The organism is Flavobacterium sp. CG_23.5 (genome assembly GCF_017875765.1).
Classification (GTDB): Bacteria; Bacteroidota; Bacteroidia; order Flavobacteriales; family Flavobacteriaceae; genus Flavobacterium.
Genome location: NZ_JAGGNA010000001.1, coordinates 2,502,154 through 2,517,085 on the forward strand (window position 1 = coordinate 2,502,154; position 14,932 = coordinate 2,517,085).

At 34.0% G+C, this 14,932-nt stretch carries 9 protein-coding genes and 1 tRNA gene; 6 read left to right on the top strand and 4 right to left on the bottom strand.

The window, feature by feature from the left end; translation table 11 throughout:
* Positions 1-24: 24 nt before the first annotated feature.
* Entirely contained in the window at positions 25-1,290 is a 1,266-nt protein-coding gene (odhB, locus tag H4V97_RS10800; RefSeq protein ID WP_209549706.1) for a 2-oxoglutarate dehydrogenase complex dihydrolipoyllysine-residue succinyltransferase, read from the top strand.
* 403 nt (positions 1,291-1,693) lie between these two features.
* Positions 1,694-4,021, top strand: a complete 2,328-nt coding sequence (locus H4V97_RS10805; protein ID WP_209549707.1) for a T9SS type A sorting domain-containing protein — start codon at positions 1,694-1,696, stop codon at positions 4,019-4,021.
* 58 nt (positions 4,022-4,079) lie between these two features.
* On the opposite strand, the gene H4V97_RS10810 is transcribed toward H4V97_RS10805, so the two are convergent.
* Positions 4,080-4,520, bottom strand: coding sequence for a retropepsin-like aspartic protease (locus H4V97_RS10810; protein WP_209549708.1), 441 nt, complete (start codon positions 4,518-4,520; stop codon positions 4,080-4,082).
* A gap of 94 nt (positions 4,521-4,614) precedes the next feature.
* On the opposite strand from H4V97_RS10810, the gene H4V97_RS10815 reads away from it, so the two are divergent.
* From H4V97_RS10815 to H4V97_RS10830, 4 genes are all read left to right on the top strand, one after another.
* Positions 4,615-5,382, top strand: coding sequence for a TatD family hydrolase (locus tag H4V97_RS10815; protein WP_209549709.1), 768 nt, complete (start codon positions 4,615-4,617; stop codon positions 5,380-5,382).
* Between the two features lie 64 nt (positions 5,383-5,446).
* On the top strand, positions 5,447-6,583 hold the full coding sequence (locus tag H4V97_RS10820; protein WP_196851255.1) for a 1-acyl-sn-glycerol-3-phosphate acyltransferase: 1,137 nt from the start codon (positions 5,447-5,449) through the stop codon (positions 6,581-6,583).
* On the top strand, positions 6,573-7,601 hold the full coding sequence (locus H4V97_RS10825) for an asparaginase (RefSeq protein ID WP_209549710.1): 1,029 nt from the start codon (positions 6,573-6,575) through the stop codon (positions 7,599-7,601). The genes H4V97_RS10820 and H4V97_RS10825 overlap by 11 nt, the downstream gene beginning before the upstream one ends.
* Positions 7,602-7,657: 56 nt before the next feature.
* Positions 7,658-7,744 (top strand) — tRNA-Ser (locus H4V97_RS10830).
* Positions 7,745-10,852: 3,108 nt separating this feature from the next.
* Here H4V97_RS10830 and H4V97_RS10835 read toward each other — a convergent pair.
* From H4V97_RS10835 to H4V97_RS10845, 3 genes are read right to left on the bottom strand one after another with little or no spacing between them, the layout of a single operon-like run.
* Positions 10,853-11,542: a hypothetical protein gene (locus H4V97_RS10835; protein WP_209549711.1), complete on the bottom strand. Its 690-nt coding sequence runs from the start codon at positions 11,540-11,542 to the stop codon at positions 10,853-10,855.
* A gap of 13 nt (positions 11,543-11,555) precedes the next feature.
* Positions 11,556-12,209: a hypothetical protein gene (locus H4V97_RS10840; RefSeq protein WP_209549712.1), complete on the bottom strand. Its 654-nt coding sequence runs from the start codon at positions 12,207-12,209 to the stop codon at positions 11,556-11,558.
* On the bottom strand, positions 12,206-12,493 hold the full coding sequence (locus H4V97_RS10845; RefSeq protein ID WP_209549713.1) for a helix-turn-helix domain-containing protein: 288 nt from the start codon (positions 12,491-12,493) through the stop codon (positions 12,206-12,208). Before H4V97_RS10845 ends, H4V97_RS10840 begins: the two co-directional genes overlap by 4 nt.
* Positions 12,494-14,932 lie beyond the last annotated feature (2,439 nt).

The window sequence follows — 14,932 nt, forward strand, 5'->3', positions numbered from 1 at the left end:
AACACACAAATAAAATTATAAAAGATGATTTTAGAAATGAAAGTTCCATCACCAGGGGAATCAATAAAAGAAGTTGAAATTGCAACATGGTTAGTGAAAGACGGAGATTATGTAGAAAAAGACCAAGCAATTGCTGAGGTTGATTCTGACAAAGCAACACTGGAATTGCCAGCTGAAGCTAGTGGGATTATTACACTAAAAGCAGAAGAAGGTGATGCAGTAGCAGTTGGGGCAGTGGTTTGTCTTATCGATACAGATGCTGCTAAACCATCTGGTGATGCGCCAGCTGCAGAGGTTACAAAAGCAGTTGATCCCGAGACTTCGGGACCAAAGGCGGAAGTTAAACCGGAAGTTAAAACAGCTCCCGAGACTTCGGAACCAAAAGCAACTCCAGTTGCAGCAACAACTTACGCTTCTGGAACACCATCTCCAGCAGCAAGAAAAATATTAGACGAAAAAAATATAGCGCCTGCTTCCATGTCAGGGACAGGAAAAGACGGAAGAATCACTAAAGATGATGCCGTAAATGCGGTTCCATCTATGGGAACTCCTACAGGAGGATCTCGTGGGACTGAACGTACTAAATTATCTATGTTGCGTCGTAAAGTAGCGGAAAGATTGGTCGCTGCCAAAAATGAAACAGCTATGTTGACTACGTTCAATGAAGTGAACATGACGCCAATCAACAACTTGCGTAATGAATACAAAGATGCGTTCAAAGCGAAACATGGCGGAATTGGTTTAGGATACATGTCGTTCTTTACTAAAGCCGTAACTAGAGCTTTAAAATTATTCCCGGATGTAAACTCAATGATGGATGGTGATCACAAGATTGCTTTCGATTTTTGCGACATTTCAATTGCAGTTTCCGGACCTAAAGGTTTAATGGTTCCTGTAGTTCGTAATGCGGAGAACTTGACTTTCCGTGGTGTAGAATCTGATATTAAAAGATTAGCTATCAAAGCACGTGACGGACAAATCACGGTTGATGATATGACTGGTGGAACTTTCACGATTACTAATGGTGGTGTTTTTGGTAGTATGTTAAGTACGCCGATTATCAATCCTCCACAATCTGGAATTCTTGGAATGCACAACATTATCGAGCGTCCTATTGCCGTAAACGGAAAAGTGGAAATTCATCCTATGATGTATGTGGCACTTTCATACGACCACAGAATTATTGATGGTCGTGAGTCTGTTGGTTTTTTAGTTGCAGTAAAAGAAGCGTTAGAAAATCCATTAGAATTATTGATGGATAACAATCCTAAAAAAGCATTAGAGTTGTAATATTGATATTTATCAAACCTACTGAGAAATATTTTAATCCCGCCTTGTTCAGAAACATTGCGGGATTTTTTTTGGTCAATTCTTGACTTAGAAATATGTAATTATTTTTACTTTTTTTTATGATTATGATTTTTTATTTTATAATAAATTAGATTTTGTTTAAAAATAATGGTCTTATAGCGAGGATTTACCATAACATTACCACAACATTGTCGCGTTAAACAGATGTACAAATCTTTCTTTGCAGCTCATTTAATAAAAGTAAGTAGCAGTTATAGCAGGATTTAGGGCTATTTTTAACTGTGGTATTTCTTTAGGATGTTGTATAGTTTTTAGATAGGTAACATTTTAACTTACATCATAATACATTCATAAATTTGAGAATAACTTTTTACTCAAAATTATGAAGAAAATTACTCTAATCATTTTCCTGTTGGTTTATTCGATAGGATTTTCACAAACACTGCCTTTAGATTTTGAATCGTCAACTGTGACTTATGCATTCACTGATTTCGATGGAGGTGTTGCAACAGTAGTTGCAAATCCACAAATGTCAGGAATTAATACAAGTTCTAAAGTTGCCAAAATGGTAAAAGGTGCAGGTCAACCATGGGCCGGAAGCAAAATTTTGATGGGAAACGCAGTTGATTTCTCGACTAATAAAGTTTTTAAAGTTAAAGTATTTTCGCCAGTCGCTGGTAAAAAGCTTTTGTTGAAGTTTGAAGGAGCTGGTGCTGCTTTTGAAAAAGAATCGTCGTCTATTGCTGCTGCCAACGTATGGGAGGAATTAACTTTTGATTTTACTGGTGTAGCTGGTGTCAATAATTTAAATAACAATATTGTCTTTATATTTGACTTGGGAACTCAAGGCGATGGTAGCGTTAACTCAACTTATTTGTTTGATGATGTTAAGCAATCTGCCGCAGTTGGTTCAGCATTAACGCAAATGACTTTACCAGTAACTTTTGATGATGCTACCATAAATTATGGTTTGGTTGGTTTTGGAGGAGCAGAGGCATCCTCAATAGTAGTTGATCCAACACTTTCATCAAATAAAGTGGCTAAGGTCATAAAATCCGGAACAGCAGAATTATGGGCGGGAACCACCATTACTGCTGCTGCCCCAGTTGGATTTTCTACAAATATTCCTTTTTCAGCAACAGAGACAAAAATGAATGTTCGTGTTTGGTCGCCAGATGCTGGTATTGCAGTCCGTTTAAAGGTAGAAGATAAAAATGATCCAACACATTCTTGTGAAACAGAGGTACAAGTAACAACCGCTTCAGGATGGCAGACATTAGAATTTAATTTTGCAAATCAAGCCACTGGTACAGCTGCATTAAATTTGGCATATGCTTTTAACAAAGCCTCTATTTTCTTTAATTTCGGCACTACTGGAGCTACAGCAGGCGAAAAAACATATTATTTTGATGATTTGAAATTTGGTGCTGCTGTTACCACACCTACTTCAACTGCCGTTGTTTTACCAATTGATTTTGAGTCGTCAACTGTAACTTATGCATTCACTGATTTTGATGGAGGTGCTGCAACAGTAGTGACAAATCCCCAAATGGCAGGAATTAATACAAGCGCTAAAGTTGCCAAAATGGTAAAAGGTGCAGGTCAACCATGGGCTGGAAGCAAAATTTTGATGGGAAGCGCAGTTGATTTCTCGACCAATAAAGTTTTTAAAGTTAAAGTATTTTCGCCAGTCGCTGGTAAAAAGCTTTTGTTGAAGTTTGAAGGAGCTGGTGCTGCTTTTGAAAAAGAATCGTCGCCTATTGCTGCTGCCAACGTATGGGAGGAATTAACTTTTGATTTTACTGGTGTAGCCGGTATCAATAATTTAAATAACAATATTGTCTTTATATTTGACTTGGGAACTCAAGGCGATGGAAGCGTTAACTCAACTTATTTGTTTGATGATGTTAAGCAATCTGCCGCAGTTGGTTCAGCATTAACGCAAATGACTTTACCAGTAACTTTTGATGATGCTACCATAAATTATGGTCTAGTTGGTTTTGGAGGAGCAGAGGCATCCTCAATAGTAGTTGATCCAACACTTTCATCAAATAAAGTGGCTAAGGTCATAAAATCCGGAACAGCAGAATTATGGGCGGGAACCACCATTACTGCTGCTGCCCCAGTTGGATTTTCTACAAATATTCCTTTTTCAGCAACAGAGACAAAAATGAATGTTCGTGTTTGGTCGCCAGATGCTGGTATTGCAGTCCGTTTAAAGGTAGAAGATAAAAATGATCCAACACATTCTTGTGAAACAGAGGTACAAGTAACAACCGCTTCAGGATGGCAAACATTAGAATTTAATTTTGCAAATCAAGCCACTGGAACAGCTGCATTAAATTTGGCATATGCTTTTAACAAAGCCTCTATTTTCTTTAATTTCGGCACTACTGGAGCTACAGCAGGCGAAAAAACATATTATTTTGATGATATGAAATTTGGTGCTAAAAATCTCTCAGTTGCGAATTTCAAGGCCAATTCATCTGTAAGAATGTATCCAAATCCAGTTTCAAACGTTTTAACAATTGAAGCTAATAGTACAATTGAAAAAGTGAGTATATATAGTGTTTTAGGCCAGGAAATTTTGGTTAAAAATCCAAAAAGCAATTCTGCAACCATTCAAACTAATGAACTTTCAAAAGGAGTTTATATCGTTAGAACGAATGTTGACGGAAAAGTAATTACCACTAAAATAGTTAAAGAGTAAATTTTTTGAGTTTGTAGTAGGATCAGAGCGTATCGTTTTTCGATACGCTTTTTTTTTGTTATTTCAATAAATACAAATAATGGTTATAGTAATCCACAATTGCTTTTCCTTTCATCAAAACATCGGCACCGATAATTCCATGCACGGGTTTTGATTTATGTTGCTTTAACGCTTCATTTACATGGGATAAATCAAAAATTACGAGATCAAAGGAAATGTCTTTCCAACTCCCTAATTGTAAATGATTTTTTAAAGCCAGTTGAGTAAACATTCCCGTTGCGCCCGCCCCTGAAGCTTTAGTTTTTGATTTTTTGGCTTCCAATAAAAATAAATCCACACTTTCAAATCCTACACAACTGTTTGAAGCCCCAGTATCCAGAATAAAATTGCCAATTACACCATTTATTTTCGCCTTTATCAAAAGATGCTGTGTTTTGGTAATTTTAAACTTTACTTTTCTGTAATTTTCTTTTTTAAGAATATTGTGCAGGTTTTTCATAAATCAAAAATGAAATTCAAATGTAATCTAAAAATCCAAGATTCTAAAAATTGAGCAATCAAAACAGTAACTTTGTATCTTTCAAATAAAACAAATGACAATCACAGATACACATACGCATCTTTACAGCGAAGAATTTGACCAAGACAGAGACGAAATGATACAACGTGCGATAAATGATGGCGTATCACGTTTTTTTATTCCAGCAATTGATTCTACTTGCACGAAAGCGATGTACGATTTAGAGAAAAATTATCCTGATAACGTCTTTTTAATGATGGGTTTGCACCCAACGTATGTAAAAGAGAATTATTTGGAAGAGTTAATGCATGTCGAAAATGAATTAAAGAAAAGAAAGTTCTACGCTATTGGCGAAATTGGGATTGACTTATATTGGGATAAAACACATTTAGAAGAGCAACAAATTGCTTTTAGAAGCCAAATCCGATTGGCAAAAAAATATAAATTACCCATTGTAATACATTGTAGAGAAGCATTCGATGAAATTTTTCAAATTTTGGAAGATGAACAATCAGCTGACTTATTTGGTATTTTTCACTGTTTTTCTGGAACATATGAGCAAGCTTTGAGGGTTATTTCTTATAATATGAAACTTGGAATTGGGGGTGTAGTAACTTTTAAAAATGGAAAAATCGACCAATTTCTGAATCAAATTGAGTTAAAACATATCGTTTTGGAAACGGATTCTCCGTATCTGGCGCCGATCCCTTTTCGAGGAAAACGCAATGAGAGCGGTTATCTGGTTCATGTGGTCGATAAGTTGGCACAGATTTATAGCCTTTCAGCAAATGAGATTGCGGAAGTTACAACGCAGAATTCGAAAGCTGTTTTTGGGATTTAAAACAGAATTGACAATATTTTAATATTTTTTTTGTTCATTTGCGCACATAAAATTGAGAACCAAAATGCAAAAATTTGACGCTATTCGGCCATTTTACGATTCCGAAGTAAACGAGGCTCTTAAAAATGTTGTCCATCATCCTATGATGAAGGCATTAATGAACTTTACTTTTCCAGAGGTAGAAGACGAAGTTTGGAAAGAACAACTCCGAAAAACGCATTCTATCCGTGATTTTCAATGTAATTTCATTTATAATTCGGTTCAAAAAGTACTAGAGAAAAGCTCTGAAGGTTTAACGACTTCAGGTTTCGAAAATTTAGAAAAAAATACTTCTTATTTGTTTATTTCAAACCATCGGGATATTCTTTTAGATACCACTTTGTTGAATACAGCTTTATTTGAACATGGGTTAGGGATGACAGCTTCGGCAATTGGAGATAATTTAGTTAAAAAAGCATTCTTAAGTACTCTCGCTAAATTAAATCGTAATTTCTTGGTGCTTCGTGGCTTAAGTCCAAGAGAAATGCTTCAAAGCTCTAAATTATTATCGGAATATATTGGTAATTTATTGACACATGAAAATCGTTCGGTATGGATCGCACAACGCGAAGGAAGAACCAAAGACGGGAATGATGCCACCAATCCGGGTGTTTTAAAAATGCTTGGCATGGGTTCTGATGAGAAAAATTTGATGGATTATTTTAAGAAAATCAAAATTGTACCCGTTTCGATCTCCTATGAGTACGATCCAACGGATGCTTTGAAAATGCCTCAATTGATGGCAGAAGCCAATAATGAAATTTACATCAAGGAAAAAAATGAGGATTTCATGACCATTCTTAGCGGTGCCTTAGGGCAAAAGAAAAGAATTCATATTCATGTTGGTGAAGTTTTAGATAAAGAAATTGATATAATTGCAGCAGAAAATGACAGTACCAATAAGCAAATACAAGCTTTAGCACAAGTAATTGATGATGCAATTTTGAGCAATTATAAATTATGGCCAACGAATTTTATTGCTTACGATATTGTAAATAAAACCAATACCTACGCCCATTTGCACACTGAAAATGAGAAATCACTTTTTATGCGTAGGTTAGAAATGAGAATAGATCATGACAATCCGGTAGCTCTGGATGGATTTTTAGCAATGTATGCGAATCCTGTTGTCAATAAATTGAAATACCATAATGTTGTCTAAAGCCAAAATACTTTTAATTTATACCGGTGGTACTATTGGTATGAAAAAAGACTTTGAGACCGGTGCTCTTAGAGCTTTCAATTTCAGTAAATTGCTGCAAAGAATACCGGAATTGAAACAATTGGACTGCGAGATAGAAACGATTTCTTTTGAAACTCCTATTGACTCTTCGAATATGAACCCCGAAAAATGGGCGAAAATTGCGACAATCATTGAAGATAAGTATACTTCATTTGATGGATTTGTTGTGCTTCATGGTTCAGATACAATGTCTTACTCCGCTTCTGCTTTGAGTTTCATGTTAGAGAATTTATCAAAACCGGTAATTTTCACGGGTTCTCAATTGCCTATTGGAGATTTACGTACTGATGCGAAAGAAAATCTGATAACTGCGATTCAAATTGCTTCTTTGCGGGAGAATGGCAAACCAGTCATCAATGAAGTGTGTCTTTATTTTGAATACAAATTATATAGAGGCAACAGAACCACAAAAATAAATGCCGAACATTTCAAGGCATTTACGTCGCCAAATTATCCTGATTTGGTAGAATCTGGTGTGCATCTAAAACTGAATTCTGAATTGTTTTTGCCTTTGAATAGCAATTTGCAATTGAAAGTCCATAAAAATTTGGATAACAACGTAGCTATTATTAAAATGTTTCCGGGCATTAACGAAGCAGTTTTATCTGCTATTTTTAATGTTCCAAGTCTAAAAGGTGTTATTTTAGAGACCTATGGAGCCGGAAATGCTCCTACAGAAGATTGGTTTATCAATCTTTTGAAAAAAGCCATTGCTAAAGGATTGCACATCATTAATGTTACTCAATGTTCTGCTGGAAGTGTGAGTATGGGACAATATGAAACCAGTACCTCTTTGAAAGAAATTGGCGTTATTTCCGGAAAAGATATCACTACCGAAGCAGCAATCTCCAAATTAATGTATTTATTAGGTCAAAAAATAGCTCCGAAAGAGTTCAAAGAGATTTTCGAAACATCTTTGCGTGGAGAAATGGTATAATAATTAGATTTTACTTTTCTACCTCATTTTTTTTCGTGTTCTTTGCAAACCAAAATAGAGAGGTGTCCGAGTGGCTGAAGGAGCTAGCCTGGAAAGCTAGTATGTGGGTAACTGCATCGTGGGTTCGAATCCCATCCTCTCTGCAATTGACAATCGTAACGGTATTGATAAACAATACGTTACGATTTTTTTGTTATAAGGAGTGACAACATAGTATCAACATTTCAAAAAAAATTAATATTTCTATATAAATGTAGTATTATTTTTAAAAGTTGTAATTGTGAGCTAAAGTTTGCCCATCGTTATATTTCTACTTCTTTGTTGAATAATACCAGTAGTTGCTTCCGTTTCAATCCTTCAAAGCCAAACTGATTTATTCAGTTTTGGAAGTATTTTAATGAAAGTGAAAGCCAAATTGATTTATCCACTTTTGGAAGGTTGTTAATGCAATTGTGGGCCAAAGTTTGCCCAGCTTTGCATTTCAACTTCTTTGTTGAATAGTGCCAGTAATTGCTTCCGTTTCAATCCTTCAAAGCCAAATTGATTTATTCAGTTCGGTATGTTGTTAATGCAATTGTGATCCAAAGTTTGCCCAGCGTTATGTTTCTACTTCTTTGTTGAATAATGCCAGTAGTTGCTTCCGTTTCAATCCTTCAAAGCCAAATTGATTTACCTACTTTTGGAAGGATTTTAATGAAAGTGAAAGTCAAATTGATTTATCCACTTTTGGAAGGTTGTTAACGTACTTGTGAGCCAAAGTTTGCCCAGCGTTATGTTTCTACTTCTTTGTTGAATAATGCCAGTAGTTGCTTCCGTTTCAATCCTTCAAAGCCAAATTGATTTATCCACTTTTGGAAGGTTGTTAACGCAATTGTGATCCAAAGTTTGCCCAGCTTTGCATTTCAAGTTCTTTGTTGAATAGTGCCAGTAGTTGCTTCCGTTTCAATCCTTCAAAGCCAAAGTGGTTTATCTAATACTGGAAGGATTTTAATGAAAGTGAAAGTCAAATTGATTTATCCACTTTTGGAAGGTTGTTAACGTATTTGTGATCCAAAGTTTGCCCAGCGTTATGTTTCTACTTCTTTGTTGAATAATGCCAGTAGTTGCTTCCGTTTCAATCCTTCAAAGCTAAAGTGGTTTATCTAATACTGGAAGGATTTTAATGAAAGTGAAAGTCAAATTGATTTATCCACTTTTGGAAGGTTGTTAATGCAATTGTGGGCCAAAGTTTGCCCAGCGTTATGTTACTACTTTTTTGTTGAATAATGCCAGTAGTTGCTTCCGTTTCAATCCTTCAAAGTCAAATTGATTTATCCACTTTTGGAAGGTTGTTAACGCAATTGTGATCCAAAGTTTGCCCAGCTTTGCATTTCAAGTTCTTTGTTGAATAGTGCCAGTAGTTGCTTCCGTTTCAATCCTTCAAAGCCAAATTGATTTATTGAGTTCGGTATGTTGTTAATGCAATTGTGATCCAAAGTTTGCCCAGCGTTATGTTTCTACTTCTTTGTTGAATAATGCCAGTAGTTGCTTCCGTTTCAATCCTTCAAAGCCAAAGTGGTTTATCTAATACTGGAAGGATTTTAATGAAAGTGAAAGTCAAATTGATTTATCCACTTTTGGAAGGTTGTTAACGTATTTGTGATCCAAAGTTTGCCCAGCGTTATGTTTCTACTTCTTTGTTGAATAATGCCAGTAGTTGCTTCCGTTTCAATCCTTCAAAGCTAAAGTGGTTTATCTAATACTGGAAGGATTTTAATGAAAGTGAAAGTCAAATTGATTTATCCACTTTTGGAAGGTTGTTAACGTATTTGTGATCCAAAGTTTGCCCAGCGTTATGTTTCTACTTCTTTGTTGAATAATGCCAGTAGTTGCTTCCGTTTCAATCCTTCAAAGCTAAAGTGGTTTATCTAATACTGGAAGGATTTTAATGAAAGTGAAAGTCAAATTGATTTATCCACTTTTGGAAGGTTGTTAATGCAATTGTGGGCCAAAGTTTGCCCAGCGTTATGTTACTACTTTTTTGTTGAATAATGCCAGTAGTTGCTTCCGTTTCAATCCTTCAAAGTCAAATTGATTTATCCACTTTTGGAAGGTTGTTAACGCAATTGTGATCCAAAGTTTGCCCAGCTTTGCATTTCAAGTTCTTTGTTGAATAGTGCCAGTAGTTGCTTCCGTTTCAATCCTTCAAAGCCAAATTGATTTATTGAGTTCGGTATGTTGTTAATGCAATTGTGATCCAAAGTTTGCCCAGCGTTATGTTTCTACTTCTTTGTTGAATAATGCCAGTAGTTGCTTCCGTTTCAATCCTTCAAAGCCAAAGTGGTTTATCTAATACTGGAAGGATTTTAATGAAAGTGAAAGTCAAATTGATTTATCCACTTTTGGAAGGTTGTTAACGTATTTGTGAGCCAAAGTTTGCCCAGCGTTATGTTACTACTTTTTTGTTGAATAATGCCAGTAGTTGCTTCCGTTTCAATCCTTCAAAGCCAAAGTGGTTTATCTAATACTGGAAGGATTTTAATGAAAGTGAAAGTCAAATTGATTTATCCACTTTTGGAAGGTTGTTAACGTATTTGTGATCCAAAGTTTGCCCAGCTTTGCATTTCAACTTCTTTGCTGAATAATACCAGTAGTTGCTTCCGTTTCAATCCTTCAAAGCCAAATTGATTTATCCACTTTTGGAAGGTTGTTAACGTATTTGTGGGCCAAAGTTTGCCCAGCGTTATGTTTCTACTTCTTTGTTGAATAATGCCAGTAGTTGCTTCCGTTTCAATCCTTCAAAGCCAAATTGATTCACCTACTTTTGGAAGGATTTTAATGAAAGTGAAAGTCAAATTGATTTATCCACTTTTGGAAGGTTGTTAACGTACTTGTGAGCCAAATTTTGCCCAGCTTTGCATTTCAACTTCTTTGCTGAATAATGCCAGTAGTTGCTTCCGTTTCAATCCTTCAAAGCCAAACTGATTTATTCAGTTCGGTATATTGTTAACGCAATTGTGAGCCAAAGTTTGGCGTAAAGATTGTGTTGTTAACATAAATATCTTTATTTATATAAAGTGTTAATTATAAGCATCTTGTAGAGTTGTGAAAGCCCCCCCCAAAAAAAAGCCTAATAGTAAAATCTTGTCTAAACAGCGATGTAGGAATATCTTTTTTAATCGAGATTTTACCCCATACCCCTTAATACAATTTAAATTTTTATTTTTAAAGATTATCAAAATACATTTAACCTTCTTTAAATTTTTATTTTATTAAAAAAAATTACTTGGATCAGTATTTATCCATTCGTTATTATTAATTAAAACCTTACTTTTATTATTGTTAGGTTGGTTTTCAATCCAGCTTTTAAACCACCATTTTAAACTCGAAATATTAATTTGATATTGTTGTTTTGTATCATAATACTTAGCAAGGCAGTCGTCATAATTATGAATTTTAGTTTTAAATTCATTTTCAAGTTCTAAATATTTTTCAGGAAAAGAAAACTTTAAAAAATTTGAGAGAGGAATTTTGTTTATACTCTCTATATCTTTTATCTTTTTTATCTTATTATCTTTAGATTCTTTAGTTATTGCTATTTGATTGCTATTTTGACTGGTACTTTGTTTGTCAATTACTATATCTTTACACGTATGAGCATCATATTTTAAAAGGGTTAACATAGTATATTTGTTTGTCGATTGTTTTATGATGTAGTTAGTGCGTTCTAACTTGCCTAATGCGGTCCTAATCTTACTAATAGTCAACCCCGTTTCATACGCTAAACCTTCGGGACTAATAACCGTTTGTCCTCTTTCAATAACGATACTCTTCCAGTTTTTAACTTCAAAGTTTGCCCTTAATAATAAATGGAAATATAAAACTTTTGTGTTCACATCTGTATACCATTCCCAATTAAGTATATCATTATTTATTTTTGTAAATCCCTTATTTGTTTCCATTAATTAATTGATTTTATTTCATCTGATCCTTAAATTCCAAATACTTTGGACCAGCTTTATAATAGTATACTTTTTCAATTCTGTAATTTGCGGACCGTTCAATATATCCATAGTCTAAAAATTTATCTAAATATTTATTTAGTGTTATTCTACTTTTAAAAAACATATTCAGTTCTTTCAAAATTTCAGTTTCATTAATAAAAACAAAATTTGAATTAAATTTACCTAATGTGTTTTTATCAATTACTTTTAAAACAATCCAATCAATTAAACTTAATTTCATATCAAAATCTACACAATTATTTTGATTAATTACGATTTCGTTTTTATCGGTTTCAAAATACAATCTAAAATTTTGTGAAGGTTTTAAATACGTTTTTGATAACCTCTCACAATTCCAATGCCTTTCGATAAAACCCATATTAATTAAGTCTAAAATATACTTTTGACACGTGCCTTTTGTTAATTTTAATATTGGTATTTCTTTTAAAATTTCATTATGACTTACACCATACCAAACCCCTTTATCATCAGTAATACAGTCAAAAGGTGAAAACGATTTATTTTGAATAAGATGATTAACCGCACCTAAAATTGAAGCCATATTACAATTAAAATTTAATCCATATTTTTGAATGTTCCCTTTGTTTATTACGATGTTTTTCATTTTGTTGTAGTGTTTGATTTAAGTAAAATTTCTTCAATTGCTCGGCGTTCAAAATAAGTTCTATTACCAATTTTTAAGGCCGTAATAATTTTTTTGTTCGTCCAATTGTGCACTGTAAAAAGGCTGATATTTAAAAAAGCTGCCAATTCATCCCTTGTGAAAAAATCAGTTTTTGAGCCAGTTTCAAAGTCTTTTTTAAATTCATCAATTTGAATTTTCACACCATTTAAAATTTTTTCGGTTAATTCGTCTGGAGTAATTTCGTGTAACATTGTTGTTTTCATAATTATTTATTTTAGATTATTATTTTATTCTTTTGCCTTTATAAAAAAAGTAGGTAGGTTTAATTAATTATGTACAAATAATTCATAACACTAATAAAAACAACTACTTAACTATTTTTTATATCTTAATTCTTTTAAAATTTCTGTAATATTATTACTGAAATGCTTTTACAATTGTTTACTTTGTTTACAATCGTTAGCAATTACATTTTATACAATTAGATTTAAGCTATATTTTAAAAAATCAAAACATAAAACAACGTTATTCTAACTATGCCAAAAGTATATTTAGAGTTATTTTATATTTGTTTGATTTGCTAACAATATGATTTATCCAGTTTTGGAAGTATTTTAATGAAAGTGAAAGCCAAATTGATTTATCCACTTTTGGAAGGTTGTTAATGCAATTGTGGGCCAAAGTTTGCCCAGCGTTATGTTACTACTTTTTTGTTGAATAATGCCAGTAGTTGCTTCCGTTTCAATCCTTCAAAGTCAAATTGATTTATCCACTTTTGGAAGGTTGTTAACGCAATTGTGATCCAAAGTTTGCCCAGCTTTGCATTTCAAGTTCTTTGTTGAATAATGCCAGTAGTTGCTTCCGTTTCAATCCTTCAAAGTCAAATTGATTTATCCACTTTTGGAAGGTTGTTAACGCAATTGTGATCCAAAGTTTGCCCAGCTTTGCATTTCAACTTCTTTGCTGAATAATACCAGTAGTTGCTTCCGTTTCAATCCTTCAAAGCCAAATTGATTTATCCACTTTTGGAAGGTTGTTAACGCAATTGTGATCCAAAGTTTGCCCAGCTTTGCATTTCAAGTTCTTTGTTGAATAGTGCCAGTAGTTGCTTCCGTTTCAATCCTTCAAAGCCAAATTGATTTATTGAGTTCGGTATGTTGTTAATGCAATTGTGATCCAAAGTTTGCCCAGCGTTATGTTTCTACTTCTTTGTTGAATAATGCCAGTAGTTGCTTCCGTTTCAATCCTTCAAAGCCAAAGTGGTTTATCTAATACTGGAAGGATTTTAATGAAAGTGAAAGTCAAATTGATTTATCCACTTTTGGAAGGTTGTTAACGTATTTGTGATCCAAAGTTTGCCCAGCGTTATGTTTCTACTTCTTTGTTGAATAATGCCAGTAGTTGCTTCCGTTTCAATCCTTCAAAGCTAAAGTGGTTTATCTAATACTGGAAGGATTTTAATGAAAGTGAAAGTCAAATTGATTTATCCACTTTTGGAAGGTTGTTAATGCAATTGTGGGCCAAAGTTTGCCCAGCGTTATGTTACTACTTTTTTGTTGAATAATGCCAGTAGTTGCTTCCGTTTCAATCCTTCAAAGTCAAATTGATTTATCCACTTTTGGAAGGTTGTTAACGCAATTGTGATCCAAAGTTTGCCCAGCTTTGCATTTCAAGTTCTTTGTTGAATAGTGCCAGTAGTTGCTTCCGTTTCAATCCTTCAAAGCCAAATTGATTTATTGAGTTCGGTATGTTGTTAATGCAATTGTGATCCAAAGTTTGCCCAGCGTTATGTTTCTACTTCTTTGTTGAATAATGCCAGTAGTTGCTTCCGTTTCAATCCTTCAAAGCCAAAGTGGTTTATCTAATACTGGAAGGATTTTAATGAAAGTGAAAGTCAAATTGATTTATCCACTTTTGGAAGGTTGTTAACGTATTTGTGAGCCAAAGTTTGCCCAGCGTTATGTTTCTACTTCTTTGTTGAATAATGCCAGTAGTTGCTTCCGTTTCAATCCTTCAAAGCCAAAGTGGTTTATCTAATACTGGAAGGATTTTAATGAAAGTGAAAGTCAAATTGATTTATCCACTTTTGGAAGGTTGTTAACGTATTTGTGAGCCAAAGTTTGCCCAGCGTTATGTTTCTACTTCTTTGTTGAATAATGCCAGAAGTTGCTTCCGTTTCAATCCTTCAAAGCTAAAGTGGTTTATCTAATACTGGAAGGATTTTAATGAAAGTGAAAGTCAAATTGATTTATCCACTTTTGGAAGGTTGTTAATGCAATTGTGGGCCAAAGTTTGCCCAGCGTTATGTTACTACTTTTTTGTTGAATAATGCCAGTAGTTGCTTCCGTTTCAATCCTTCAAAGCCAAAGTGGTTTATCTAATACTGGAAGGATTTTAATGAAAGTGAAAGTCAAATTGATTTATCCACTTTTGGAAGGTTGTTAACGTATTTGTGATCCAAAGTTTGCCCAGCGTTATGTTTCTACTTCTTTGTTGAATAATGCCAGTAGTTGCTTCCGTTTCAATCCTTCAAAGCTAAAGTGGTTTATCTAATACTGGAAGGATTTTAATGAAAGTGAAAGTCAAATTGATTTATCCACTTTTGGAAGGTTGTTAATGCAATTGTGGGCCAAAGTTTGCCCAGCGTTATGTTACTACTTTTTTGTTGAATAATGCCAGTAGTTGCTTCCGTTTCAATCCTT